Genomic DNA, 24,805 nt, shown 5'->3' on the forward strand with positions numbered 1-24,805 from the left:
AACTCCTGAACACGACTCTGGAAATTTATGGCAGTTTTGCAAGTGTTACATATTCCGGACGAGCGCCTTCGCATCGTCGCTGAACCGGTCAAAGAAGTGAATGCAGAAATCCAGCGTATCGTTGATGATATGTTCGATACCATGTACGCCGAAGAAGGCATTGGCCTGGCGGCGACGCAGGTGGACATTCACAAGCGTATTATCGTGATTGATGTTTCTGAAAATCGCGATGGCCGCCTGGTGCTGATTAACCCTGAGTTGCTCGAAAAGAGTGGCGAAACAGGTATCGAGGAAGGCTGTCTGTCTATTCCTGAACAGCGTGCGTTAGTGCCGCGTGCTGAAAAAGTGAAAATTCGCGCCCTGGATCGTGACGGTAATCCGTTCGAACTGGAAGCAGACGACCTGCTGGCGATTTGTATTCAGCATGAGATGGATCACCTGGTCGGTAAACTGTTTATCGATTACCTCTCGCCGCTGAAACAGCAGCGTATTCGTCAGAAAGTAGAGAAACTGGATCGTTTGCGTTCTCGCGCATAACGTCCCCCCGGATACAAGGATTATCGTGTCTAAAACACTACGTATTATCTTCGCGGGAACCCCTGATTTTGCAGCGCGTCACCTTGACGCGCTGCTATCGTCTGGTCACCAGGTTGTTGGCGTCTTTACCCAGCCGGACCGTCCTGCAGGCCGCGGCAAAAAACTGATGCCGAGCCCGGTCAAGGTGCTGGCAGAAGAGCATGGGCTTCCTGTTTTTCAGCCTGCATCGCTGCGCCCGCAGGAAAATCAGCAGCTGGTTGCTGACCTGAATGCCGACGTAATGGTGGTGGTGGCTTACGGTTTAATTCTGCCAAAAGCTGTGCTTGATATGCCGCGCCTGGGTTGTATCAACGTGCATGGGTCTCTGCTCCCACGCTGGCGTGGTGCAGCACCTATCCAGCGCTCGCTGTGGGCGGGTGATGCCGAAACGGGCGTGACCATCATGAAGATGGACGTAGGTTTAGACACCGGCGACATGCTGTATAAACTGGCCTGCCCCATTACGCCAGACGATACCAGCGCCACGCTATATGACAAACTGGCAGACCTTGGCCCACAAGGTCTTATCGAGACGCTTCAGCAGCTTGCTGACAATACGGCAAAACCGGAAGTTCAGGATGACGCGCTGGTGACGTATGCCGAAAAACTGAGCAAAGAAGAAGCGCGGATCGATTGGTCCCTGTCGGCCGCTCAACTTGAACGCTGCATCCGCGCTTTTAATCCGTGGCCAATGAGCTGGATGGAGATTGATGAGCAGCCAGTGAAAGTCTGGAAAGCCTCCGTCATTAGCGGTACTACCACGGCTGAACCCGGTACGATTGTTGACGCCAACAAGAACGGGATCCAGGTGGCGACTGCGCAAGGGATCCTGAATCTTGAATCGCTACAACCGGCCGGTAAGAAGGCCATGAGCGCTCAGGATCTGTTAAATTCCCGTCGCGAATGGTTTATTCCGGGCAAGCGTCTTGCCTGAGCAAATTTATTCTTAAGGCCCGGTGTTTCCGGGCATTTTTATTTTTACGGTTATGAAAAAACAAAATCTACGCAGTATGGCGGCTCAGGCCGTTGAGCAGGTTATCGAGCAGGGCCAGTCATTAAGTAACGTCCTGCCTCCCCTGCAGCAAAAAGTCTCTGATAAAGACAAAGCCCTGCTTCAGGAGCTCTGCTTTGGCGTTCTGCGCACGCTTTCTCAGCTTGAGTGGTTGATTAACAAGCTGATGTCACGCCCAATGACAGGCAAGCAGCGCACCGTACACTATTTGATTATGGTGGGTTTTTATCAGCTTCTTCATACCCGCATCCCACCTCATGCCGCGCTGGCTGAGACGGTGGAAGGCGCCGTTGCGATTAAACGCCCTCAGTTGAAAGGGCTGATCAACGGTGTACTGCGTCAGTTCCAACGACAGCAGGATGAGCTTCTGGCTGAATTTGCCCAAAACGAAGCACGCTTCCTGCATCCGGACTGGCTGTTGAAGCGGCTGAAAAAAGCTTATCCGCAGCGGTGGCAGGACATTGCCGATGCCAACAACCAGCGTCCGCCAATGTGGTTACGCGTGAATCGTAATCACCACACCCGTGACGCATGGCTGGCATTACTCGAAGAAGCTGGAATGAGTGGTTTCACTCACGCTGCATACCCTGATGCCGTACGTTTAGCCTCCCCCGCTCCGGTACATGCATTACCGGGTTTCGAAGAGGGTTGGGTAACGGTACAGGATGCTTCTGCCCAGGGTTGCATGACCTGGCTTGAACCCCAAAACGGTGAGCAGATCCTCGATCTCTGCGCCGCACCAGGGGGCAAAACGACGCATATTCTTGAAGTGGCTCCGCAGGCCAGCGTGATGGCGGTGGACGTCGATGAACAGCGTCTTTCACGCGTCTACGACAACCTCAAGCGTCTGGGCATGAAGGCTCAGGTTAAGCAAGGCGATGGACGCAAACCCGCAGAATGGTGTGGTGAAACGCAATTCGATCGCATTTTGCTGGATGCTCCCTGCTCTGCAACCGGCGTTATTCGTCGTCATCCGGACATCAAGTGGCTGCGTCGCGATCGTGATATTAACGAACTTGCCCAGCTGCAGTCCGACATTCTCGACGCCATCTGGCCGCATCTCAAACCTGGCGGAACGCTGGTCTATGCAACCTGCTCCGTACTGCCGGAAGAAAACAGCCAGCAAATCGCGGCCTTCCTTAAACGTACCCCGGACGCCGCGCTGTGCGATACGGGAACGCCTGAATCCCCGGGTCTGCAGAACCTGCCGGGTGCCGAAGAGGGTGATGGCTTCTTTTACGCTAAGCTAATCAAAGAGTGATGTTGAGAACAGGTCACGAGATATGAAGATTATCATTCTGGGTGCAGGACAGGTTGGCGGAACGCTGGCGGAAAACCTGGTTGGGGAAAACAACGACATCACCATAGTCGATACCAACGGCGATCGTCTGCGTGTCTTACAGGACAAGTTTGACCTGCGCGTGGTGCAGGGTCATGGTTCTCACCCACGGGTTCTTCGTGAGGCGGGTGCCGATGATGCCGACATGCTGGTTGCGGTAACCAGTTCTGATGAAACCAATATGGTGGCCTGTCAGGTGGCCTACTCGCTTTTCAACACGCCAAACCGAATCGCGCGCATTCGCTCTCCGGACTATGTTCGCGATGCTGAGAAACTGTTTAACTCAGAAGCGGTCCCTATTGATCATCTCATTGCCCCAGAACAGCTGGTTATCGATAATATCTACCGTCTGATCGAATATCCGGGCGCCCTGCAGGTGGTGAACTTTGCCGAGGGTAAAGTGAGTCTGGCAGTGGTAAAGGCCTATTACGGCGGGCCATTGATCGGCAATGCGCTTTCTACCATGCGCGAGCACATGCCGCATATCGATACGCGCGTCGCAGCCATTTTCCGTCACGACAGGCCAATCCGCCCGCAAGGCTCCACGATTGTCGAAGCAGGTGATGAGGTCTTCTTTATTGCGGCCTCACAGCATATTCGTGCCGTAATGAGTGAACTTCAGCGTCTCGAAAAACCCTATAAACGCATTATGCTGGTCGGCGGCGGCAATATCGGTGCAGGCCTGGCACATCGGTTAGAAAAAGATTACAGCGTAAAATTGATCGAGCGCGATCAGCAGCGTGCTGCTGAACTGGCGGAAAAATTGCAAAATACGATCGTATTTTATGGCGATGCGTCGGATCAGGAGTTGCTGGCTGAAGAGCATATTGATCAAGTTGATCTTTTTATTGCCGTCACCAACGACGACGAGGCGAATATAATGTCCGCCATGCTCGCCAAGCGTATGGGTGCAAAGAAGGTCATGGTGCTTATCCAGCGCAAGGCGTATGTCGATCTGGTCCAGGGTAGCGTTATTGATATTGCCATTTCGCCGCAGCAGGCGACAATTTCCGCGCTCCTGAGCCATGTTCGTAAAGCGGATATTGTCGGTGTGTCATCGCTCCGCCGCGGCGTAGCGGAAGCCATTGAAGCCGTGGCGCATGGAGATGAAACCACATCACGCGTCGTGGGCCGGTCAATCGACGAAATTAAGCTGCCGCCAGGCACGATCATCGGCGCCGTTGTGCGTGGAAATGACGTCATGATTGCCAATGACAATTTACGTATTGAGCAAGGCGATCACGTTATTATGTTCCTTACGGATAAAAAGTTTATTACCGACGTCGAGCGTTTATTCCAGCCAAGTCCATTCTTCCTTTAAAGAGTAGGGTGCTCGAGAAAGAGCACCCGCACTTTATCCTTTTCATTTCTGTGCCTTTTATTTTTCATAACGTTTAATTATCCCGAATGGCAATTGGCTAATCATTTGTTAAACTTATACTCGTCAGCTGGCACAAGGAGAGAACAATGAGTTTTATTAAAGAATTTCGCGAATTTGCGATGCGCGGGAACGTGGTGGATTTGGCAGTGGGTGTCATTATTGGTGCAGCATTCGGCAAGATTGTTTCATCATTAGTGGCCGACATTATCATGCCACCATTAGGGTTGTTAATCGGGGGCATTGATTTCAAACAATTCGCTTTCACACTGCGTGAAGCGCAGGGTGATGTTCCGGCAGTAGTAATGCACTACGGCGTATTTATTCAGAACGTATTTGATTTTGTGATTGTCGCGTTTGCCATTTTTATGGCTATCAAGCTGATCAACAGGCTCAACCGTAAAAAAGAAGAGCCGGCTGCTGCACCTGCACCAACGAAAGAAGAAGTGCTGCTGAGTGAGATCCGCGATCTGTTAAAAGAACAGAATAACCGCGTTTAATCGAAAGCTTAAAGCAGAAAGGCCAGTGGTAAATAAGCGATTCGCTTGCTTGCCACTGGCCTCCCAGTTACCCCGTTTTTCATGTTTGTCTTTACGCAGATAACTTCCTTTCCCTTTTTTATTCTTCTCAACACGCTGTCTGAATAGCGGGTCGTGAAGTAGCGCCTCAATGGCATTGTCTTTTATCTGTCCTTTCGTGTGCTGATAGCGGCTCATAAATTCTCCTGAGCATGGTTTATGACGACGGGAGTCTAGATCCGGATGGACTAAAAATCAACAGCCCTCGGTTTCTCCACTCGCTCCCTGTTCAAGGGCTTCGAGAATTGAACAGTAAATACTGCTGTGGGCCGTACCGCAGCAGGCATCATTCAGCCTTTGCAAAGAGCGCTGCATGGTTTGCAGCTCCTGGATGCGTGCTTCAACTTCATCCAGCCGGGCCTGCACAATGCTTTTAGATTCCTGGCAGGTGTGATGTTCCGGATCGATGCGGATCGATAATAACTCGCGGATCGAATCCAGCGTGAAGCCGAGCTGACGCGCATAACGAATAAATCGCAGGCGCTGCAGATCGTTATCGGTATAAAGGCGAAAGCCTCCTTCAGTACGAACTTCATGATCGATCATTTGCTGCTTTTCGTAATACCGGATGGTATCCGGCGTAACGTTCGCAAGCTTCGCAAGTTCACCAATACGGTACATAACTACGCCTCGTTTATTTTCTGCATCAATCTTTCACCGTATTCACCGCGCAGAAAATCAGTGTTCATCCCAGCCTGGCGCAGCTTGAGTTCAAGCAGGGCGAGACGGCGGCTCAGTTCAGAATGTCGCGGATCGTCCTGACGGATACCGTTGAGAAGATCGGCCAGTTCAACAGCCTCTCTGCGCTGTTCGAGCTCCGGAGGGAGACAGCCCGCGTTTTTCAGTAAACGGTATCCAGCTCGCAGTTCAGGCGCAATGTGCGAATCATCGTCAAGCACAAGGGGTTCGCCGCTTCCCGGGAGATCGTCGAATTCACCTTTATTTTGGGCATCGCGAATATAGCGTTCTGCCCACTGGTCGAGCAACCACATTACCAGCTCCAGGGAATGAACAGAATTGATACAGACATTGTAGAGAAGTGGGGATATCGCGGATATAAAAAAACCCGCCGGAGCGGGTTTTTTTACGTTACTACAGATTACTCTGCAGCAGCTTCTGCTTTCTCTGAACGATCAACCAGCTCGATGTAAGCCATCGGCGCGTTGTCGCCTGCACGGAAACCACACTTCAGAATGCGAGTGTAACCACCGGCACGGCTCGCGAAACGCGGGCCCAGTTCGTTAAACAGTTTTGCCACGATCTCGTTATCACGAGTACGGGCGAATGCCAGACGACGATTAGCAACGCTGTCAGTCTTGGCAAGAGTAATCAGCGGCTCAACTACGCGACGCAGCTCTTTCGCTTTAGGCAGGGTCGTCTTGATGATCTCATGACGAACCAGTGAACCTGCCATGTTGCGGAACATAGCCTGGCGATGGCTGCTGTTGCGGTTCAGTTGACGACCACTCTTACGATGGCGCATGACCTTATCCTTCTCAGTAAAACCTTAACCTGTGATCCGGTTACTCGTCAGCAATGCTTGCCGGTGGCCAGTTTTCCAGGCGCATGCCCAGAGACAGACCACGTGAAGCCAGCACGTCTTTAATCTCAGTAAGAGATTTTTTACCCAGGTTCGGCGTTTTCAGCAACTCAACCTCGGTACGCTGTACCAGATCACCGATATAGTGGATAGCTTCTGCCTTGAGGCAGTTAGCAGAGCGGACAGTCAATTCGAGATCGTCAACAGGGCGCAGCAGGATCGGATCGAATTCTGGTTTCTCTTCTTTCACTTCCGGCTGACGTACATCACGTAAGTCAACGAAAGCTTCCAGTTGTTCTGCCAGGATGGTTGCCGCACGACGAATCGCCTCTTCAGGATCGATTGTGCCGTTGGTTTCCATTTCGATGACCAGCTTGTCCAGGTCGGTACGCTGTTCTACACGCGCTGCTTCAACATTGTAGGCAATACGCTCTACAGGGCTATAGCATGCGTCGACCAGCAGACGGCCGATTGGGCGCTCATCTTCTTCCGAATGAATTCGGGCAGAAGCCGGCACATAACCACGACCGCGCTGAACTTTGATACGCATGCTAATAGCTGCGTTCTCATCGGTCAGGTGGCAGATCACGTGCTGCGGCTTGACGATTTCAACATCACCGTCGTGGGTGATGTCGGCTGCAGTCACAGGGCCAATGCCAGATTTATTCAGAGTAAGAATAACTTCATCTTTACCCTGAACTCTCACCGCCAGCCCTTTCAGGTTGAGCAGGATTTCAAGGATATCTTCCTGAACGCCTTCTTTGGTGCTGTACTCATGAAGTACACCATCAATCTCAACCTCGGTCACCGCGCAACCCGGCATCGATGAGAGCAGAATACGGCGCAGTGCGTTACCCAGAGTATGGCCAAAGCCACGCTCTAAAGGCTCAAGGGTCACCTTGGCGTGCGTCGAACTCACTTGCTCGATATCTACCAGGCGCGGTTTTAGAAACTCTGTCACAGAACCCTGCATTGTGTCCTCTCTTTGGTACTAAGCTTTACTTGGAGTAAAGCTCGACGATCAGGTGTTCGTTAATGTCCGCAGACAGATCAGAACGTTCTGGCTGACGCTTGAACGTACCTTCCATCTTGCCAGCATCAACTTCCAGCCAGGTTGGCTTTTCACGCTGCTCAGCCAGCTCCAGAGCGGCCTTCACGCGAGATTGCTTTTTCGCTTTCTCACGAATGCTAACAACGTCATTCGCTTTAACCTGATAAGAAGCGATGTTAACAACACGACCGTTTACCATGATTGCTTTGTGGCTAACCAGCTGACGTGATTCAGCACGAGTAGCGCCGAAGCCCATACGGTATACAACGTTGTCCAGACGACCTTCCAGCAGAGCGAGCAGGTTTTCACCTGTGTTGCCTTTCAGACGTGCTGCTTCTTTATAGTAGTTACGGAACTGACGCTCCAGCACACCGTACATACGGCGAACTTTTTGCTTTTCACGCAACTGCACACCATAGTCAGACAGACGCGGTTTACGCGCACCGTGCTGGCCAGGAGCTTGTTCAATTTTACACTTGGTATCGATCGCGCGAACGCCAGACTTAAGGAATAAGTCGGTGCCCTCACGACGGCTCAGCTTGAGCTTAGGACCCAAATATCTTGCCATTTTCTATCTCCAACTAACCTAAAAAACGGAGCGTTATACGCGACGTTTTTTCGGCGGACGACAACCGTTATGAGGGATCGGAGTCACATCAGTAATATTCGTGATGCGGAAACCAGCGGCGTTCAGAGCGCGAACAGTAGATTCACGACCCGGACCCGGACCTTTAACCATAACTTCCAGATTCTTGATGCCGTATTCTTTTACGGCTTCTGCGCAACGCTCTGCTGCAACCTGAGCTGCGAACGGAGTGGATTTGCGAGAACCACGGAAACCGGAACCACCGGCTGTTGCCCAACCCAATGCGTTACCCTGACGATCAGTAATAGTAACGATGGTGTTGTTGAAAGAAGCATGGATATGAGCCACGCCGTCAGAGACTTGTTTTCTTACACGTTTACGTGCACGAACTGGTGCCTTTGCCATTATTCAATCACCCCGATTATTTCTTGATCGGTTTGCGCGGACCCTTACGGGTACGTGCGTTGGTCTTAGTACGCTGACCGCGCACTGGCAGACCACGACGATGACGCAAACCGCGATAGCAACCAAGATCCATCAGGCGCTTGATGCTCATGCTGATTTCACGGCGCAGATCACCTTCAACGACAAATTTGGCAACTTCGTCACGCAGCGTGTCGATTTGTTCTTCAGACAGCTCACTGATCTTAACATCTTCAGCGATACCCGCTGCAGCCAGAATGGCTTTAGAACGGGTCTTGCCGACGCCGTAGATCGAAGTTAATGCGATCACAGCATGTTTCTGATCAGGAATGTTAATGCCTGCTATACGGGCCACTATGCACTCCTACTATTTAATATGTACGCACCATGCTGAAAAGCCCGTTTTCAGGATACTCAAATGGAAACGTACAGACATACAAAAGATTGGCTGGCTAATCTAGCCAGCTCAACCCAACTTTGCAAGAAAAATATGCGAAATAATCAGCCTTGGCGCTGTTTATGCTTCGGCTCGGCACTGCAAATCACACGGATGACACCATCACGCTTAACGATTTTGCAGTTACGGCATAATTTCTTGACGGAAGCACGAACTTTCATTTTTACTCTCCGTAACTTCTCAGGCGACCATTTAGCGGCCATAGCCTTTCAGGTTCGCCTTCTTCAATGCAGACTCGTACTGACTGGACATCATCAGAGTTTGCACTTGAGCCATAAAGTCCATAATCACGACAACAACGATAAGCAGTGAGGTCCCACCGAAGTAGAACGGTACTTTCATTGCATCACGCATGAACTCCGGGATCAGGCAGATAAAAGTAATATAAAGCGCACCAACCAAAGTCAGGCGAGTCATTACTTTATCGATATACTTCGCCGTTTGCTCTCCCGGACGAATTCCTGGTACAAATGCACCGGACTTCTTCAGGTTATCTGCTGTTTCACGCGGGTTGAAGACCAACGCCGTGTAGAAGAAACAGAAGAAGATGATCGCAGACGCATAGAGTAACACATAAAGTGGTTGCCCAGGCTGCAAATACAGCGAAATTGTTGTCAGCCAGTTCCAACCAGTACCGCCCCCGAACCATGACGCGATGGTCGCCGGGAACAGAATAATACTGGAAGCGAAGATAGCCGGGATAACCCCCGCCATGTTCACTTTCAGCGGTAAATGTGTGCTCTGTGCAGCATAGACACGACGACCCTGCTGACGTTTAGCGTAGTTCACCACAATGCGGCGTTGACCACGTTCAACGAAGACAACAAAGAACGTCACTGCAAATACTAATACTGCAACCAACAGCAACAGGAGGAAGTGCAGGTCGCCTTGACGCGCTTGCTCAATAGTATGGGCGATGGCTGGCGGGAGGCCCGCAACAATACCGGCGAAGATAATGATTGAGATACCGTTACCGATACCACGCTCAGTAATCTGTTCGCCGAGCCACATCAGGAACATAGTCCCTGTGACCAGACTTACAACAGCGGTGAAGTAGAATGCAAAGCCCGGGTTTAACACCAGGCCCTGCATACCAGGCATATTCGGCAGACCGGTAGCAATACCGATCGACTGGAATATTGCCAGCACCAGAGTACCGTAACGGGTGTACTGACTAATCTTACGACGTCCAGACTCCCCTTCTTTCTTCAACTCTGCCAGGGCCGGATGAACGACCGTCAGCAGCTGGATAATAATAGATGCCGAAATGTACGGCATAATACCCAATGCGAAGATAGAAGCACGGCTGAGAGCACCACCAGAGAACATGTTGAACATTTCAATGATGGTGCCTCGCTGTTGCTCAAGCAGTTTGGCAAGTACAGCGGCATCGATACCAGGGATCGGAATAAAAGAGCCAATACGGAACACAATCAGCGCGCCGATAACAAACAGCAGTCTGCGTTTCAGCTCGCCAAATCCACCTTTGGCACTTTGAAAATCTAATCCCGGTTGCTTAGCCATCTGCTACTTATTCCTCAATTTTACCGCCAGCAGCTTCGATAGCAGCACGAGCACCTTTAGTAACACGCAGGCCACGAACAGTTACCGGAGTAGAAACTTCACCAGCCAGGATCACTTTCGCGAACTCGATCTGGATACCGATAATGTTTGCTGCTTTCAGCGTGTTCAGGTCTACAACGCCGCCTTCAACTTTCGCCAGGTCAGACAGACGGATTTCCGCTGTGATCGCTGCTTTGCGAGAGGTGAAGCCGAACTTCGGCAGACGACGGTACAGTGGCATCTGGCCACCCTCGAAACCGCGACGTACGCCACCGCCAGAACGAGAGTTCTGACCTTTGTGACCACGACCACCGGTTTTGCCGAGGCCAGAACCGATACCACGACCCAGGCGTTTACCCGCCTTTTTAGAGCCTTCGGCCGGAGACAGAGTATTTAAACGCATCTCTTACTCCTCAACTTTAACCATGAAGTAAACCGCGTTGACCATACCACGAACAGCAGGAGTATCCTCGCGCTCAACGGTATGACCAATACGACGCAGACCCAGGCCAAGCAGCGTTGCCTTGTGTTTCGGCAGACGACCGATTGCACTGCGGGTTTGAGTGATTTTAATAGTCTTTGCCATGGTCAATTACCCCAGAATTTCTTCAACGGATTTACCACGCTTGGCAGCGACCATTTCTGGAGAATTCATATTTTCCAGGCCATCAATAGTTGCACGAACCACGTTGATCGGGTTGGTGGAACCATATGCTTTAGCCAGAACGTTATGAACCCCAGCAACTTCCAGAACGGCGCGCATTGCACCACCGGCGATGATACCGGTACCTTCTGAAGCTGGCTGCATGAATACACGAGACCCCGTGTGAACACCTTTAACTGGGTGCTGCAGGGTGCCGTTGTTCAGCGCGACGTTAATCATGTTGCGACGGGCTTTTTCCATCGCTTTCTGGATCGCTGCTGGAACTTCACGCGCTTTACCGTAACCAAAACCAACGCGACCGTTACCATCGCCTACTACAGTCAGAGCTGTGAAGGAGAAAATACGACCACCTTTAACGGTTTTAGATACGCGGTTTACCGCGATCAGCTTTTCCTGCAGTTCGCCAGCCTGTTTTTCGATGTGAGCCATCTTACACCTCTACCTTAGAACTGAAGGCCAGCTTCACGGGCAGCATCTGCCAGTGCCTGGACACGACCATGATATTGGAACCCGGAACGGTCAAAGGAAACATTGCTGATGCCTTTTTCCAGAGCGCGTTCAGCAACAGCTTTACCTACAGCTGCAGCGGCGTCTTTGTTACCGGTGTACTTCAATTGTTCTGAGATAGCTTTTTCTACAGTAGAAGCAGCTACCAGAACTTCAGAACCGTTCGGTGCAATTACCTGTGCGTAAATATGACGCGGGGTACGATGTACCACCAGGCGAGTTGCACCCAGCTCTTTGAGCTTGCGGCGTGCGCGGGTCGCACGACGGATACGAGCAGATTTCTTATCCATAGTGTTACCTTACTTCTTCTTAGCCTCTTTGGTACGCACGACTTCGTCGGCGTAACGAACACCCTTGCCTTTGTAAGGCTCAGGACGACGGTAGGCGCGCAGATCTGCTGCAACCTGACCGATCAGCTGTTTATCAGCGCCTTTCAGCACGATTTCAGTTTGAGTCGGACATTCTGCAGTGATACCGGCCGGCAGCGGATGCTCAACAGGGTGTGAGAAGCCCAGAGACAGGCCTACTGCATTCCCTTTGATAGCTGCACGATAACCTACACCAACCAGCTGAAGCTTTTTAGTGAAGCCTTCGGTAACACCAACAACCATTGAGTTCAGCAGGGCACGCGCGGTACCAGCCTGAGCCCAACCATCCACGAAACCATCACGTGGACCGAAGGTCAGAGCGTTATCTGCATGTTTAACTTCAACAGCTTTGTTGAGGGTACGAGTCAGCTCGCCGTTTTTACCTTTGATCGTAATAACCTGACCGTCGATTTTTACATCAACGCCGGCAGGAATAACGACCGGTGCTTTAGCAACACGAGACATTCTTTCCTCCGATTAGGCTACGTAGCAGATAATTTCGCCACCAAGACCAGCCTGGCGCGCTGCACGATCAGTCATAACACCTTTAGAGGTAGAAACAACTGCGATACCAAGACCAGCCATAACTTTTGGCAGCTCATCTTTTTTCTTATAGATGCGCAGGCCTGGGCGGCTGACACGCTGAATGCTTTCTACAACAGCTTTACCCTGGAAATACTTGAGAGTAAGTTCCAGTTCCGGCTTGGTGTCGCCTTCAACTTTAAAATCTTCGATAAAACCTTCTTCCTTCAGCACGTTGGCAATTGCCACTTTCAGCTTGGCGGAAGGCATGGTGACCGCAACTTTGTTCGCGGCCTGACCGTTACGGATACGGGTCAGCATATCCGCGATCGGATCTTGCATGCTCATCTGTCTTTACTCCCGTGATTCAATTGGTAATTACCAGCTAGCCTTTTTCAAGCCTGGCACTTCACCGCGCATAGCGGCTTCACGCAGTTTGATACGGCTCAACCCAAACTTGCCCACATAACCATGTGGACGACCTGTTTGACGACAGCGGTTACGCTGACGAGACGGGCTGGAATCACGCGGCAGAGACTGCAGCTTGAGAACCGCATTCCAACGATCTTCGTCGGAAGCGTTCACATCAGAAATGATCGCTTTCAGTTCAGCGCGTTTAGCGAAGAATTTATCAGCTAAAGCTACGCGCTTTACTTCGCGTGCTTTCATTGATTGCTTAGCCATTCAGTAACCCTACCTTACTTGCGGAACGGGAAGTCAAAGGCAGCCAGCAGAGCACGGCCTTCTTCGTCAGATTTCGCAGTAGTGGTAATGGTAATATCCAAACCACGCACGCGGTCGACTTTATCGTAGTCGATTTCTGGGAAGATGATCTGCTCACGGACACCCATGCTGTAGTTACCACGACCGTCGAAAGACTTAGCGGACAAGCCACGGAAGTCACGGATACGTGGAACAGCAATAGTGATCAGGCGCTCAAAGAACTCCCACATGCGTTCGCCACGCAGAGTTACTTTACAGCCGATCGGATAGCCCTGACGGATTTTGAAGCCTGCAACAGATTTGCGTGCTTTGGTGATCAGCGGTTTTTGACCGGAGATTGCTGTCAGGTCAGCTGCTGCGTTATCCAGCAGTTTCTTGTCAGCGATCGCTTCACCAACACCCATGTTCAGGGTGATCTTCTCGACCCGAGGGACTTGCATGACAGAATTGTAGTTAAACTCAGTCATGAGTTTGTTAACTACTTCGTCTTTGTAGTAATCATGCAGTTTCGCCATCGTACTACTCCAAATTACTTGATAGTTTCGCTGTTAGACTTGAAGAAACGGACTTTTTTGCCGTCTTCGAATCTAAAGCCTACACGGTCAGCCTTGCCGGTAGCCGCATTGAAGATTGCAACGTTAGAAACCTGAATAGCAGCTTCTTTTTCAACGATGCCGCCTGGTTGGTTCAGGGCCGGAACCGGCTTCTGATGTTTCTTAACCAGGTTGATACCTTCAACGACAAGTTTGCCGGAAGACAGAACATTTTTTACTTTACCGCGTTTACCTTTATCTTTACCGGTTAACACGATAACTTCGTCATCACGACGGATTTTCGCTGCCATGATTCGCTCCTTAGAGTACTTCTGGTGCCAGAGAGATAATTTTCATGAACTTCTCAGTACGAAGTTCACGAGTTACCGGCCCAAAGATACGCGTGCCGATAGGCTGCTCGCTGTTATTGTTTAAAATAACGCATGCATTACCATCGAAGCGAATGACAGAACCGTCAGGGCGACGAACACCCTTCTTGGTGCGCACCACTACCGCCTTCAGCACATCACCTTTTTTGACCTTACCACGTGGAATTGCTTCCTTGATGGTGATCTTGATGATGTCGCCTACGCCTGCGTAGCGACGGTGCGAGCCACCCAGAACCTTGATACACATTACGCGACGTGCACCGGAGTTGTCGGCGACGTTCAGCATAGTCTGTTCTTGGATCATTTTAGTGCTCCGCTAATGTCAACTACTACCTGAGACTCTAAAATCAGAGCCGTTAAAAAGCCCCATATCGAGGGCGCGGCATTATAACACCGCTTCTGCAATATGGGTAGAAAAAATAAACGGCTCATCGCTGAGCCGTTTATTCGTATTGAGAAGGCGTACTGTATTACAGAACCGCTTTCTCTACAACGCGAACCAGCGTCCAGGACTTAGTCTTGGACAGTGGACGGCATTCACGGATTTCAACCTTGTCGCCGATACCACATTCGTTGTTCTCGTCATGTACGTGCAGTTTGGTCGTACGCTTGATGAATTTACCGTAGATCGGGTGTTTCACAATACGTTCGATAGCTACAACAATGGATTTCTCCATTTTGTCGCTAACAACACGACCTTGCAGAGTACGGATTTTATCGGTCATTACGCACCCGCCTTCTGAGTCAGTAAAGTCTTAACGCGTGCAACATTGCGACGCACTTGCTTCAGCAGGTGAGTCTGTTGCAGCTGGCCACTTGCAGCCTGCATACGCAGGTTGAACTGCTCACGCAGCAGGTTCAGCAGCTCAGCGTTCAGCTCTTCAACGCTTTTTTCACGCAGCTCTTTTGCTTTCATTACATCACCGTCTTAGTTACAAAGGTGGTTTTGATAGGCAGTTTCGCTGCTGCCAGGCCGAAGGCTTCACGGGCCAGCTCTTCCGGAACACCGTCCATTTCATAAAGGACTTTGCCCGGTTGGATCAAGGCAACCCAGTACTCCACGTTACCTTTACCTTTACCCATACGAACTTCCAGCGGCTTCTCGGTGATCGGTTTGTCCGGGAATACACGGATCCAGATCTTACCTTGACGCTTAACTGCACGGGTCATTGCACGACGTGCTGCTTCGATCTGACGTGCAGTCAGACGACCACGGCCAACAGCTTTCAGACCGAAAGTGCCGAAGCTAACATCCGTACCCTGCGCCAGACCACGGTTGCGGCCTTTGTGCACTTTACGGAATTTTGTACGCTTTGGTTGTAACATCAGCGACGCTCCTTATTTACGGCCTTTACGCTGCTGCTTTTTAGGTTGAGCAGCCGGTTTTTCCGGTTGTTCAACAGCAGCCATACCACCCAGGATCTCACCTTTGAAGATCCATACCTTAACGCCGATTACACCGTAAGTGGTGTGCGCTTCAGAGGTGTTGTAGTCGATGTCAGCACGCAGAGTGTGCAGCGGTACGCGACCTTCACGGTACCATTCGGTACGTGCGATTTCCGCGCCGCCCAGACGGCCGCTAACTTCAACTTTGATACCTTTAGCGCCCAGACGCATTGCGTTCTGTACAGCACGCTTCATAGCACGACGGAACATAACGCGACGTTCCAGCTGAGAAGTGATGCTGTCAGCAACCAATTTAGCGTCCAGTTCAGGCTTACGAACTTCAGCGATATTGATCTGTGCAGGAACGCCAGCGATATCCGCTACGACCTTGCGCAGTTTTTCTACGTCTTCGCCTTTCTTACCGATAACGATGCCAGGGCGAGCAGTGTGAATAGTCACACGGATGCTCTTAGCTGGACGCTCGATAACGATACGAGATACAGACGCTTTAGCCAGTTCCTTAGTCAGGTACTGACGTACTTTAAAATCGCTGTCCAGGTTGTCAGCGAATTCTTTGGTGTTCGCAAACCAGGTAGAGTTCCATGGTTTTACAATACCCAGGCGAATACCATTAGGATGTACTTTCTGACCCATTGCTAGTCTCCAGAGTCTCAGCGATCGGACACAACCACAGTAATGTGGCTGGTGCGCTTCAGGATGCGATCTGCACGACCTTTCGCACGCGGCATAATGCGCTTCATGCTTGGGCCTTCATCTACGAAAATTTTCGCGACTTTCAGATCGTCGATGTCAGCGCCATCGTTGTGTTCAGCGTTAGCAATGGCAGATTCCAGTACTTTCTTGACCAATACCGCAGCTTTCTTGTTGGTATAGGTCAGGATGTCCAGGGCCTGCGACACTTTCTTACCGCGAATCAGGTCAGCAACAAGGCGAACCTTCTGAGCAGAAGAACGAGCATGGCGATGTTGAGCTAAAGTTTCCATCTCTTCCTCCTACCTTATTTCTTCTTCGCTTTTTTATCAGCAGCGTGGCCGCGATAAGTACGAGTCGGTGCGAATTCACCCAGTTTGTGACCAACCATTTCGTCGGTAACAAAGACTGGAACGTGCTGACGACCATTATGGACAGCGATGGTCAAACCGATCATGTTAGGAAAGATCGTTGAACGACGGGACCAAGTGCGCAGGGGCTTCTTGTCTCCGCTTTCCACCGCTTTCTCTACCTTCTTCAGCAAGTGCAGGTCAATAAAAGGACCTTTCTTGAGAGAACGTGGCATGGCTTATCCTCTAAAATTATTTGCTACGGCGACGTACGATAAATTTATCAGTACGCTTGTTGCTGCGGGTCTTCTTACCTTTGGTCTGAACGCCCCACGGAGTTACCGGGTGCTTACCAAAGTTACGACCTTCACCACCACCATGTGGGTGGTCGACTGGGTTCATCGCAGTACCGCGAACGGTAGGACGAACACCACGCCAGCGTGCAGCACCTGCTTTACCCAGAACGCGCAGCATATGCTCAGCATTGCCAACTTCGCCCAGAGTAGCGCGGCAGTCTGCTTCGACTTTACGCATTTCACCAGAACGCAGACGCAGGGTGACATAAGCACCATCACGCGCAACGATCTGAACGTAAGTACCAGCGGAACGTGCCAGCTGACCGCCTTTACCTGGTTTCATTTCTACGTTATGAACGGTAGAACCAACCGGGATATTGCGCATCGGCAGGGTGTTGCCTGCTTTGATTGCAGCATCAACGCCAGACTGAATCTGGTCGCCAGCTTTCAGGCCTTTAGGGGCCAGGATGTAACGGCGTTCGCCGTCTTTGTACAGAACCAGCGCGATGTTCGCGGAACGGTTCGGATCGTACTCAAGACGTTCAACAACTGCTGGGATACCGTCTTTGTTGCGTTTGAAGTCAACAATACGATAAGCCTGCTTGTGGCCACCACCGATGTGACGAGTGGTGATACGGCCATTGTTGTTACGACCACCGGATTTGCTGTTTTTTTCCAGCAACGGAGCAAAAGGTTTGCCCTTGTGCAGCTCAGGGTTAACCACTTTAACTACGTGGCGACGACCCGGAGATGTCGGTTTACATTTAACAACTGCCATTGTATTACTCCTCCGACTTACTCAGCGCCGCCAACGAAGTCCAGATTCTGGCCTTCTTTCAGGGTGACGTAAGCTTTTTTCCAGTCGCTACGACGACCGATACGCTGTCCGTGACGTTTAACTTTCCCTTTAACTACCAGGGTGTTAACGACTTCGACTTCGACTTCAAACAGTTTCTGCACAGCAGCTTTGATCTCTGCTTTGGTCGCGTCTTTAGCAACTTTGAGAACGATGGTGTTTGTTTTTTCCATCGCAGTAGACGCTTTTTCAGAAACGTGCGGTGCGCGAAGCACCTTCAGCAGACGTTCTTCACGAATCATGCCAGCATCTCCTCAACTTGCTTAACAGCATCAGCAGTCATTACGACTTTGTCGAAGGCGATCAGGCTAACCGGGTCGATACCAGTCGCATCGCGTACGTCAACCTTGTGCAGGTTACGTGCGGCCAGGAACAGGTTCTCGTCCAGCTCACCGGTGATGATCAGCACATCTTCCAGAGCCATGTCTTTCAGTTTCTGTGCCAGCAGCTTAGTTTTAGGCGCTTCTACAGAGAACTTCTCGACAACGATCAGACGATCCTGACGTACCAGTTCGGACAGGATGCTTTTCAGCGCGCCGCGGTACATCTTTTTGTTAACTTTTTGACTGTGGTCCTGTGGACGCGCAGCGAAGGTCACGCCACCTGAACGCCAGATCGGGCTCTTGATAGAACCTGAACGCGCACGGCCGGTACCTTTCTGGCGCCATGGCTTTTTGCCAGAACCAGTTACTTCAGCACGAGTCTTCTGAGCACGAGTACCCTGACGAGCACCAGCTGCATAAGCAACAACAACCTGGTGAACCAGCGCTTCGTTGAAATCACGACCGAAGGTAGTTTCGGAAACAGTCAGCGCGCTCTGCGCGTCTTTCAATACTAATTCCATTGCTATCCCCTTACGCCTTCACAGCTGGTTTAACGATCAGGTCGCTACCGGTTGCACCCGGAACTGCACCTTTAACCAGCAGCAGGTTGCGCTCAGCGTCAACACGTACTACGTCCAGGCTCTGAACGGTTACACGTTCGTTACCCAGCTGACCTGCCATTTTCTTGCCTTTGAACACTTTGCCCGGAGTCTGGTTCTGACCGATAGAACCCGGAACGCGGTGAGACAAGGAGTTACCGTGAGTAGCGTCCTGGGTACGGAAGTTCCAGCGCTTAACGGTACCAGCAAAACCTTTACCTTTAGAGGTACCGGTTACGTCAACTTTTTTAACGTCAGCAAACAGCTCAACGCTAATGTCCTGACCTACGGTGAACTCTTCGCCTTCAGCAAGACGGAATTCCCACAGACCACGGCCAGCTTCTACGCCAGCTTTAGCGAAGTGACCCGCTTCTGGTTTGGTTACACGGTTAGCTTTTTTAGCACCAGTGGTAACCTGAATAGCGCGGTAGCCATCGTTAGCCAGATCTTTAACCTGAGTAACGCGGTTTGCTTCAACTTCGATTACGGTTACTGGGATAGAAACGCCATCTTCAGTGAAGATGCGGGTCATACCCACTTTTTTACCGACTAAACCAATCATTGTTTCAACCTCTCAATCGCTCGATGACCTGATTAACCCAGGCTGATCTGCACGTCTACACCGGCAGCCAGATCCAGACGCATCAGAGCATCAACGGTTTTCTCAGTTGGCTCAACGATGTCAACCAGACGCTTGTGAGTGCGGATTTCGTACTGATCACGCGCGTCTTTGTTGACGTGCGGGGAGATCAGAACGGTGAAGCGCTCTTTGCGGGTCGGCAGCGGGATCGGACCACGGACTTGCGCACCAGTGCGCTTAGCAGTCTCGACGATTTCCGCGGTTGATTGATCGATCAGACGATGATCAAACGCTTTAAGGCGGATACGGATTCTTTGGTTCTGCATGAGACCAGAGCTCCAATTATTTTATAAACGAAAATGATTACTCCTCAAACCCATTACGATTGATGGGAGAGTGTAACCGTTCTTACGTAGCTCCCCAATTGGGAGCATTGTTGAGTAACAAAATGAGCTACTCTGGTTCTGATTGAACCCGCCGTCAATTACGACAAGCCCGCGCATTATACGTAAATCTGGGCAAGACGCAAGTGCCGTTTAGAAATTAAGCGCCAAAGGCGCAGGATGCGTAAGAGCGCGCAACATTTCATGCAATATATTCTGCGGCGATGCTTTGTTTCGAGCCGCTACGCATCTCCGTTTTTTGTGCATTGCCGGCCAGGCCGATTATAACGACTATGCGCTCAAACCCGTTTGAGGCCTTTTACATGCTAACCACCCTCCCCTTTCTGCTGATCTATCTTTCACTGACTGCCTTACTGGTACATGCCGATATTCGCTACGGTCTGCTTCCCGATAAATTTCTCTGCCCGCTGCTATGGGCTGGGCTGCTCTTCCAGCTCTGTATCCAACCTGATTTTCTGCCGAGCGCGGTGGCGGGTGCGATGGCTGGATATATTGGCTTTGCCGTTATTTACTGGGGCTACTGGTTTATCTGCCGGCGTGAAGGTATGGGATATGGCGATGTGAAATACCTGGCGGCGCTTGGTGCATGGCATGGCTGGTGCGTACTGCCAATGCTGGCGTTACTCGCGGCGCTGATGGCGCTTCTTTGCATTCTTGTCTTTTCGTTCATTCGCTCTGATAAGAAGGCAATAAAAAACCCGCTGCCTTTTGGGCCATTTCTGGCAGCAGCGGGTTTATGCGTAGGCTGGAAGACGTTGCTTATTCTTCCACTTTAATCTGTGACTGAAGGTAGTTCTGCAGGCCAATTTTAGCAATGAGATCCAGCTCTGTTTCCAGCCAGTCAATATGCCCTTCTTCATCGGCCAGGATCTGGATCATCATATCGCGGCTGACGTAGTCATGTACGCTGTCAGCATAGGCAATGGCTTCACGGAGATCTTTAGCGCCTTCAAGTTCCAGCCTGAGGTCGGAACGCAGCATCTCTTCGACATCTTCTCCGATGCCCAGCTTGCCGAGATCCTGCAGGTTTGGAATGCCTTCAAGGAATAAAATACGCTCGATATATTTATCAGCGTGTTTCATCTCATCTATAGATTCATGGTACTCAACGTCGTTTAAACGTTTGAGTCCCCAGTTTTTGAACATTCTCGCGTGAAGAAAATACTGGTTGATTGCGACAAGCTCATTTCCCAATAATTTATTGAGATAACTTATGATTTTAACATCACCTTTCATTATATAGTCCCTCCGCTTCCACTCATTGAAGCGTAGATCGGGCTACAGGGATGTCAAAAAAAAGATGGGCGCTTACGCGATCTCTTTGTATTCCGGGATCTGCATCAGTTCGTCCTGCATGATCTCTCGCGCAGCACGTACACATTTACCGCATTGATTTCCCACCGGAACAAATTTGCGAAGCTGCTGGAATGACTGGGGCTGAAACTGGCGAACGGCCTGACGTATTTTTTTGTCGCTTACACCATTACATAAACAAACGTACATAGAAACTCCCGTTCAAATTATGCGCAAAGTGTAAGTGAGAATGGTTATGATTACAATAGCACAAACGCCAGAATGCGGGGCGGGAGCAGGCAAAAAATGCGAAATTTTGTGACAACGCCTGAGCGGCAGAAAACAAAAAAGGACGCCGAAGCGTCCTTTTTTTATTCGGGGATAATTAATTAGCCCAGAACTTTAGCAACAACGCCCGCGCCAACGGTACGGCCGCCTTCACGGATTGCGAAACGCAGACCGTCGTCCATCGCGATTGGGTGGATCAGAGTCACAACCATCTTGATGTTGTCGCCTGGCATTACCATCTCAACGCCTTCTGGCAGTTCGATGGTACCGGTCACGTCAGTAGTACGGAAGTAGAACTGTGGACGGTAGCCTTTGAAGAACGGAGTATGACGGCCGCCTTCGTCTTTGGACAGGATGTACACTTCAGATTCGAACTTGGTGTGTGGCTTGATTGAGCCTGGCTTCGCCAGAACCTGACCACGTTCGATTTCTTCACGTTTGATACCACGCAGCAGAACACCAACGTTCTCACCAGCACGGCCTTCGTCCAGCAGTTTGCGGAACATTTCAACGCCAGTACAGGTAGACTTCGCAGTCTCTTTGATACCAACGATTTCAACTTCTTCGCCAACTTTGATGATACCGCGCTCTACACGACCGGTAACAACGGTACCACGACCGGAGATGGAGAATACGTCTTCGATTGGCAGCAGGAATGGCTTGTCAATCGCACGCTCTGGTTCTGGGATGTAAGAATCCAGGAAGCCAGCCAGTTCGATGATTTTCGCTTCCCACTCAGCTTCGCCTTCCAGCGCTTTCAGAGCAGAACCACGAACGATTGGGGTATCGTCGCCTGGGAAATCGTACTGAGACAGCAGTTCACGAACTTCCATCTCTACCAGTTCCAGCAGCTCTTCGTCATCAACCATGTCGCACTTGTTCAGGAACACGATGATGAAAGGAACGCCTACCTGACGACCCAGCAGGATGTGCTCACGAGTCTGAGGCATTGGGCCGTCAGTCGCAGCAACAACCAGGATCGCGCCGTCCATCTGCGCAGCACCGGTGATCATGTTTTTAACATAGTCGGCGTGGCCTGGGCAGTCTACGTGTGCGTAGTGGCGAGTCGGGGTGTCATATTCAACGTGGGAAGTGTTGATGGTGATACCACGAGCTTTTTCTTCTGGTGCGTTATCGATCTGGTCGAATGCACGAGCAGAACCACCGTAGGTTTTAGCCAGAACGGTAGTGATTGCAGCAGTCAGGGTAGTTTTACCATGGTCAACGTGGCCGATAGTACCAACGTTGACGTGCGGTTTTGTACGTTCAAATTTTTCTTTAGACACGGCTATATTCCTTACTATAGTGCTCTCCCCTGTGGAGAGAGCACGGGACTTAGGTTTTAATCCTGTGGATTACTTACCACGGGCTTCAATAACGGCCTGAGCAACGTTGTTAGGCGCATCATCATACTTCAGGAATTCCATGGTGTATGATGCACGACCTTTGGTCAGAGAACGCAGCTGAGTTGCATATCCGAACATTTCAGACAGCGGAACTTCAGCGTGGATCTTAACGCCAGTTACTTCGGATTCCTGACCACGCAGCATACCGCGACGACGGCTCAAGTCACCGATAACGTCACCGGTGTTCTCTTCAGGAGTTTCTACTTCAACCTTCATGATTGGCTCAAGCAGAACTGGTTTTGCTTTCTTAAAGCCTTCTTTAAAGGCAATAGACGCAGCCAGTTTAAACGCCAGTTCAGAGGAGTCAACGTCGTGGTAAGAACCGAAGTGCAGACGAACACCCATGTCAACAACCGGATAGCCAGCCAGAGGGCCCGCTTTCAGCTGTTCCTGGATGCCTTTATCAACGGCTGGGATGTATTCGCCAGGAATTACACCACCTTTGATGTCGTTGATGAACTCGTAACCTTTCGGGTTAGAGCCCGGCTCCAGTGGGTACATGTCGATCACAACGTGACCGTACTGACCGCGACCACCAGACTGCTTAGCGTGTTTACCTTCAATGTCGGTAACTTTCGCGCGAATCGCTTCGCGGTAAGCAACCTGAGGTTTACCCACGTTCGCTTCAACGTTGAATTCACGCTTCATACGGTCAACGATGATGTCCAGGTGCAGTTCACCCATACCAGCGATGATGGTCTGGTTAGATTCTTCATCAGTCCATACGCGGAATGATGGGTCTTCTTTTGCCAGACGGCCCAGAGCCAGACCCATTTTTTCCTGGTCAGCTTTGGTTTTTGGTTCAACTGCGATGGAGATTACCGGCTCTGGGAATTCCATACGCTCCAGAATGATCGGGTGATCCGGGTCACACAGGGTGTCACCAGTGGTCACGTCTTTCAGACCGATAGCTGCAGCGATGTCGCCCGCACGAACTTCTTTGATCTCTTCACGTTTGTTAGCGTGCATCTGTACGATACGGCCAAAACGCTCACGCGCCGCTTTCACGGAGTTCAGGATGGTGTCACCGGAGTTAACCACACCAGAGTAAACGCGGAAGAAGGTCAGGTTACCCACGAATGGGTCGGTAGCAATTTTGAACGCCAGTGCAGAGAATGGCTCTTCGTCGCTTGCGTGACGCTCAGCCGGGGTATCTTTACCGTCGTCCAGGATGCCGTTGATCGCAGGAACGTCAACCGGGGATGGCAGGTAGTCAACTACCGCATCCAGCATCGCCTGAACACCTTTGTTCTTGAACGCAGAACCACAGGTTACCAGGATGATTTCGTTGTTCAGAACGCGCTGACGCAGAGCTTTTTTGATCTCTTCTTCAGTCAGTTCTTCACCACCCAGGTATTTCTCCATCAGCTCTTCAGAAGCTTCAGCAGCGGATTCGATCAGGTTCTGGTGCCATTCGTCAGCCAGGTCCTGCATTGCAGCTGGGATATCTTCGTATTCGAAGGTAACGCCCTGGTCTGCATCGTTCCAGTTGATGGCTTTCATTTTCACCAGGTCGATAACGCCGGTGAAGCCTTCTTCAGCACCAATTGCCAGCTGCAGCGGAACAGGGTTCGCGCCCAGACGGGTTTTGATCTGACCAACAACTTTCAGGAAGTTAGCACCCATACGGTCCATTTTGTTAACGAACGCGATGCGTGGAACTTTATATTTGTTTGCCTGACGCCATACGGTTTCAGACTGTGGCTGAACACCACCAACTGCGCAATAAACCATTACCGCGCCGTCAAGAACACGCATGGAACGTTCTACTTCGATGGTGAAGTCAACGTGCCCTGGGGTGTCGATGATGTTTACGCGATGCGGTTCGTACTGCTTAGCCATACCTGACCAGAATGCAGTAGTCGCTGCGGAGGTGATAGTGATACCACGCTCCTGCTCCTGTTCCATCCAGTCCATGGTGGCTGCGCCGTCATGAACTTCACCGATTTTGTGGTTTACACCGGTGTAGAACAGAATACGTTCGGTAGTAGTGGTTTTACCGGCGTCGATGTGCGCACTGATACCGATGTTACGGTAGCGTGCGATGGGTGTTGTACGAGCCATTTGATTCCTCGTTTATATCTTTAGGCGTTCAGTTAAGTTA

General features: G+C 50.8%; 41 protein-coding genes. 6 read left to right on the forward strand and 35 right to left on the reverse strand.

Annotation, left to right across the window (positions count from 1 at the left end):
• The first annotated feature begins 27 nt into the window (after window positions 1-27).
• The 5 genes from def to mscL all read left to right on the forward strand — a co-directional run bounded on the left by def (window position 28) and on the right by mscL (window position 4,805).
• Window positions 28-537, forward strand: a complete 510-nt coding sequence (def, locus tag AC4IC4_RS20800) for a peptide deformylase (RefSeq protein ID WP_008503479.1) — start codon at window positions 28-30, stop codon at window positions 535-537.
• A gap of 25 nt (window positions 538-562) precedes the next feature.
• Window positions 563-1,510 carry a methionyl-tRNA formyltransferase gene (gene fmt / locus AC4IC4_RS20805; protein ID WP_032647902.1) on the forward strand — a complete coding sequence of 316 codons (948 nt, stop codon included), beginning with the start codon at window positions 563-565 and terminating at the stop codon, window positions 1,508-1,510.
• Window positions 1,511-1,562: 52 nt separating this feature from the next.
• Window positions 1,563-2,849: a 16S rRNA (cytosine(967)-C(5))-methyltransferase RsmB gene (gene rsmB, locus AC4IC4_RS20810; RefSeq protein WP_491471817.1), complete on the forward strand. Its 1,287-nt coding sequence runs from the start codon at window positions 1,563-1,565 to the stop codon at window positions 2,847-2,849.
• A gap of 22 nt (window positions 2,850-2,871) precedes the next feature.
• On the forward strand, window positions 2,872-4,248 hold the full coding sequence (trkA, locus tag AC4IC4_RS20815; RefSeq protein ID WP_008503482.1) for a Trk system potassium transporter TrkA: 1,377 nt from the start codon (window positions 2,872-2,874) through the stop codon (window positions 4,246-4,248).
• A gap of 146 nt (window positions 4,249-4,394) precedes the next feature.
• Window positions 4,395-4,805, forward strand: coding sequence for a large-conductance mechanosensitive channel protein MscL (gene mscL, locus AC4IC4_RS20820; protein ID WP_023309449.1), 411 nt, complete (start codon window positions 4,395-4,397; stop codon window positions 4,803-4,805).
• Here mscL and AC4IC4_RS20825 read toward each other — a convergent pair.
• From AC4IC4_RS20825 to rpsJ, 31 genes are all read right to left on the reverse strand, one after another.
• Window positions 4,779-5,021 (reverse strand): alternative ribosome-rescue factor A, encoded by a 243-nt coding sequence (locus AC4IC4_RS20825; protein WP_032647903.1) that lies wholly within the window; start codon window positions 5,019-5,021, stop codon window positions 4,779-4,781. The genes mscL and AC4IC4_RS20825 overlap by 27 nt on opposite strands.
• 57 nt (window positions 5,022-5,078) lie before the next feature.
• Window positions 5,079-5,504, reverse strand: coding sequence for a Zn(2+)-responsive transcriptional regulator (gene zntR / locus AC4IC4_RS20830; protein WP_024909663.1), 426 nt, complete (start codon window positions 5,502-5,504; stop codon window positions 5,079-5,081).
• 2 nt (window positions 5,505-5,506) lie between these two features.
• Window positions 5,507-5,875: a DnaJ family domain-containing protein gene (locus tag AC4IC4_RS20835; protein WP_491471818.1), complete on the reverse strand. Its 369-nt coding sequence runs from the start codon at window positions 5,873-5,875 to the stop codon at window positions 5,507-5,509.
• A gap of 107 nt (window positions 5,876-5,982) precedes the next feature.
• The gene (rplQ, locus tag AC4IC4_RS20840) at window positions 5,983-6,366 is read right to left on the reverse strand and encodes a 50S ribosomal protein L17 (protein WP_001216368.1); all 384 of its coding nucleotides are present in this window, start codon (window positions 6,364-6,366) and stop codon (window positions 5,983-5,985) included.
• A 40-nt stretch (window positions 6,367-6,406) separates the two neighbouring features.
• Complete coding sequence (locus AC4IC4_RS20845) at window positions 6,407-7,396, reverse strand: DNA-directed RNA polymerase subunit alpha (RefSeq protein WP_002919219.1); 990 nt, start codon at window positions 7,394-7,396, stop codon at window positions 6,407-6,409.
• A gap of 25 nt (window positions 7,397-7,421) precedes the next feature.
• Window positions 7,422-8,042, reverse strand: a complete 621-nt coding sequence (rpsD, locus tag AC4IC4_RS20850; RefSeq protein WP_004868345.1) for a 30S ribosomal protein S4 — start codon at window positions 8,040-8,042, stop codon at window positions 7,422-7,424.
• A 33-nt stretch (window positions 8,043-8,075) separates the two neighbouring features.
• Window positions 8,076-8,465 carry a 30S ribosomal protein S11 gene (gene rpsK, locus AC4IC4_RS20855; protein ID WP_003863312.1) on the reverse strand — a complete coding sequence of 130 codons (390 nt, stop codon included), beginning with the start codon at window positions 8,463-8,465 and terminating at the stop codon, window positions 8,076-8,078.
• Between the two features lie 16 nt (window positions 8,466-8,481).
• A complete protein-coding gene (gene rpsM, locus AC4IC4_RS20860; protein ID WP_003863308.1) occupies window positions 8,482-8,838 on the reverse strand; it encodes a 30S ribosomal protein S13 in 357 nt (118 codons plus the stop codon).
• Window positions 8,839-8,984: 146 nt separating this feature from the next.
• Window positions 8,985-9,101, reverse strand: a complete 117-nt coding sequence (rpmJ, locus tag AC4IC4_RS20865) for a 50S ribosomal protein L36 (RefSeq protein WP_000868187.1) — start codon at window positions 9,099-9,101, stop codon at window positions 8,985-8,987.
• Window positions 9,102-9,132: 31 nt separating this feature from the next.
• Entirely contained in the window at window positions 9,133-10,464 is a 1,332-nt protein-coding gene (gene secY / locus AC4IC4_RS20870; protein WP_003863305.1) for a preprotein translocase subunit SecY, read from the reverse strand.
• 7 nt (window positions 10,465-10,471) lie between these two features.
• Window positions 10,472-10,906: a 50S ribosomal protein L15 gene (gene rplO / locus AC4IC4_RS20875; RefSeq protein ID WP_003863304.1), complete on the reverse strand. Its 435-nt coding sequence runs from the start codon at window positions 10,904-10,906 to the stop codon at window positions 10,472-10,474.
• A 3-nt stretch (window positions 10,907-10,909) separates the two neighbouring features.
• On the reverse strand, window positions 10,910-11,089 hold the full coding sequence (rpmD, locus tag AC4IC4_RS20880) for a 50S ribosomal protein L30 (RefSeq protein WP_003863301.1): 180 nt from the start codon (window positions 11,087-11,089) through the stop codon (window positions 10,910-10,912).
• 6 nt (window positions 11,090-11,095) lie between these two features.
• Window positions 11,096-11,596: a 30S ribosomal protein S5 gene (gene rpsE, locus AC4IC4_RS20885; protein ID WP_003863299.1), complete on the reverse strand. Its 501-nt coding sequence runs from the start codon at window positions 11,594-11,596 to the stop codon at window positions 11,096-11,098.
• Between the two features lie 14 nt (window positions 11,597-11,610).
• Complete coding sequence (rplR, locus tag AC4IC4_RS20890; RefSeq protein WP_003863297.1) at window positions 11,611-11,964, reverse strand: 50S ribosomal protein L18; 354 nt, start codon at window positions 11,962-11,964, stop codon at window positions 11,611-11,613.
• 9 nt (window positions 11,965-11,973) lie between these two features.
• Window positions 11,974-12,507: a 50S ribosomal protein L6 gene (gene rplF / locus AC4IC4_RS20895; protein ID WP_003863296.1), complete on the reverse strand. Its 534-nt coding sequence runs from the start codon at window positions 12,505-12,507 to the stop codon at window positions 11,974-11,976.
• A gap of 12 nt (window positions 12,508-12,519) precedes the next feature.
• Complete coding sequence (rpsH, locus tag AC4IC4_RS20900; protein ID WP_006178918.1) at window positions 12,520-12,912, reverse strand: 30S ribosomal protein S8; 393 nt, start codon at window positions 12,910-12,912, stop codon at window positions 12,520-12,522.
• 30 nt (window positions 12,913-12,942) lie between these two features.
• Entirely contained in the window at window positions 12,943-13,248 is a 306-nt protein-coding gene (rpsN, locus tag AC4IC4_RS20905; protein WP_003863291.1) for a 30S ribosomal protein S14, read from the reverse strand.
• A 14-nt stretch (window positions 13,249-13,262) separates the two neighbouring features.
• Window positions 13,263-13,802, reverse strand: a complete 540-nt coding sequence (gene rplE, locus AC4IC4_RS20910) for a 50S ribosomal protein L5 (protein WP_001096206.1) — start codon at window positions 13,800-13,802, stop codon at window positions 13,263-13,265.
• Between the two features lie 14 nt (window positions 13,803-13,816).
• Complete coding sequence (gene rplX, locus AC4IC4_RS20915) at window positions 13,817-14,131, reverse strand: 50S ribosomal protein L24 (RefSeq protein WP_003863287.1); 315 nt, start codon at window positions 14,129-14,131, stop codon at window positions 13,817-13,819.
• A gap of 10 nt (window positions 14,132-14,141) precedes the next feature.
• On the reverse strand, window positions 14,142-14,513 hold the full coding sequence (gene rplN, locus AC4IC4_RS20920) for a 50S ribosomal protein L14 (protein ID WP_002919748.1): 372 nt from the start codon (window positions 14,511-14,513) through the stop codon (window positions 14,142-14,144).
• A 166-nt stretch (window positions 14,514-14,679) separates the two neighbouring features.
• On the reverse strand, window positions 14,680-14,934 hold the full coding sequence (rpsQ, locus tag AC4IC4_RS20925; RefSeq protein WP_008503489.1) for a 30S ribosomal protein S17: 255 nt from the start codon (window positions 14,932-14,934) through the stop codon (window positions 14,680-14,682).
• A complete protein-coding gene (rpmC, locus tag AC4IC4_RS20930) occupies window positions 14,934-15,125 on the reverse strand; it encodes a 50S ribosomal protein L29 (RefSeq protein WP_003863282.1) in 192 nt (63 codons plus the stop codon). The genes rpsQ and rpmC overlap by 1 nt, the downstream gene beginning before the upstream one ends.
• On the reverse strand, window positions 15,125-15,535 hold the full coding sequence (gene rplP, locus AC4IC4_RS20935; RefSeq protein WP_002919759.1) for a 50S ribosomal protein L16: 411 nt from the start codon (window positions 15,533-15,535) through the stop codon (window positions 15,125-15,127). Before rplP ends, rpmC begins: the two co-directional genes overlap by 1 nt.
• Before the next feature lie 12 nt (window positions 15,536-15,547).
• A complete protein-coding gene (gene rpsC, locus AC4IC4_RS20940) occupies window positions 15,548-16,249 on the reverse strand; it encodes a 30S ribosomal protein S3 (RefSeq protein WP_000529945.1) in 702 nt (233 codons plus the stop codon).
• 17 nt (window positions 16,250-16,266) lie between these two features.
• The gene (gene rplV, locus AC4IC4_RS20945) at window positions 16,267-16,599 is read right to left on the reverse strand and encodes a 50S ribosomal protein L22 (protein WP_002919773.1); all 333 of its coding nucleotides are present in this window, start codon (window positions 16,597-16,599) and stop codon (window positions 16,267-16,269) included.
• A gap of 14 nt (window positions 16,600-16,613) precedes the next feature.
• Window positions 16,614-16,892 (reverse strand): 30S ribosomal protein S19, encoded by a 279-nt coding sequence (gene rpsS / locus AC4IC4_RS20950; RefSeq protein ID WP_001138117.1) that lies wholly within the window; start codon window positions 16,890-16,892, stop codon window positions 16,614-16,616.
• Window positions 16,893-16,908: 16 nt separating this feature from the next.
• Window positions 16,909-17,730, reverse strand: coding sequence for a 50S ribosomal protein L2 (rplB, locus tag AC4IC4_RS20955; RefSeq protein WP_000301859.1), 822 nt, complete (start codon window positions 17,728-17,730; stop codon window positions 16,909-16,911).
• Between the two features lie 17 nt (window positions 17,731-17,747).
• Window positions 17,748-18,050, reverse strand: coding sequence for a 50S ribosomal protein L23 (gene rplW / locus AC4IC4_RS20960; RefSeq protein WP_000617546.1), 303 nt, complete (start codon window positions 18,048-18,050; stop codon window positions 17,748-17,750).
• On the reverse strand, window positions 18,047-18,652 hold the full coding sequence (rplD, locus tag AC4IC4_RS20965; protein WP_000424395.1) for a 50S ribosomal protein L4: 606 nt from the start codon (window positions 18,650-18,652) through the stop codon (window positions 18,047-18,049). Before rplD ends, rplW begins: the two co-directional genes overlap by 4 nt.
• Before the next feature lie 10 nt (window positions 18,653-18,662).
• Complete coding sequence (gene rplC / locus AC4IC4_RS20970; protein WP_003863274.1) at window positions 18,663-19,292, reverse strand: 50S ribosomal protein L3; 630 nt, start codon at window positions 19,290-19,292, stop codon at window positions 18,663-18,665.
• Between the two features lie 32 nt (window positions 19,293-19,324).
• The gene (rpsJ, locus tag AC4IC4_RS20975) at window positions 19,325-19,636 is read right to left on the reverse strand and encodes a 30S ribosomal protein S10 (protein WP_001181005.1); all 312 of its coding nucleotides are present in this window, start codon (window positions 19,634-19,636) and stop codon (window positions 19,325-19,327) included.
• A gap of 380 nt (window positions 19,637-20,016) precedes the next feature.
• Between rpsJ and AC4IC4_RS20980 the strand changes: the two genes are divergently transcribed.
• Complete coding sequence (locus AC4IC4_RS20980; protein ID WP_491471819.1) at window positions 20,017-20,490, forward strand: prepilin peptidase; 474 nt, start codon at window positions 20,017-20,019, stop codon at window positions 20,488-20,490.
• Here the strand turns inward: AC4IC4_RS20980 and bfr are convergent.
• From bfr to fusA, 4 genes are all read right to left on the reverse strand, one after another.
• The gene (bfr, locus tag AC4IC4_RS20985) at window positions 20,474-20,950 is read right to left on the reverse strand and encodes a bacterioferritin (protein ID WP_008503492.1); all 477 of its coding nucleotides are present in this window, start codon (window positions 20,948-20,950) and stop codon (window positions 20,474-20,476) included. The genes AC4IC4_RS20980 and bfr overlap by 17 nt on opposite strands.
• A 72-nt stretch (window positions 20,951-21,022) precedes the next feature.
• The gene (gene bfd, locus AC4IC4_RS20990) at window positions 21,023-21,217 is read right to left on the reverse strand and encodes a bacterioferritin-associated ferredoxin (RefSeq protein ID WP_008503493.1); all 195 of its coding nucleotides are present in this window, start codon (window positions 21,215-21,217) and stop codon (window positions 21,023-21,025) included.
• Window positions 21,218-21,396: 179 nt separating this feature from the next.
• Window positions 21,397-22,581, reverse strand: coding sequence for an elongation factor Tu (tuf, locus tag AC4IC4_RS20995; RefSeq protein ID WP_014068448.1), 1,185 nt, complete (start codon window positions 22,579-22,581; stop codon window positions 21,397-21,399).
• Window positions 22,582-22,650: 69 nt separating this feature from the next.
• On the reverse strand, window positions 22,651-24,765 hold the full coding sequence (fusA, locus tag AC4IC4_RS21000; protein ID WP_008503004.1) for an elongation factor G: 2,115 nt from the start codon (window positions 24,763-24,765) through the stop codon (window positions 22,651-22,653).
• Window positions 24,766-24,805 lie beyond the last annotated feature (40 nt).

This window comes from Enterobacter sp. Taxon_2, assembly GCF_058355295.1.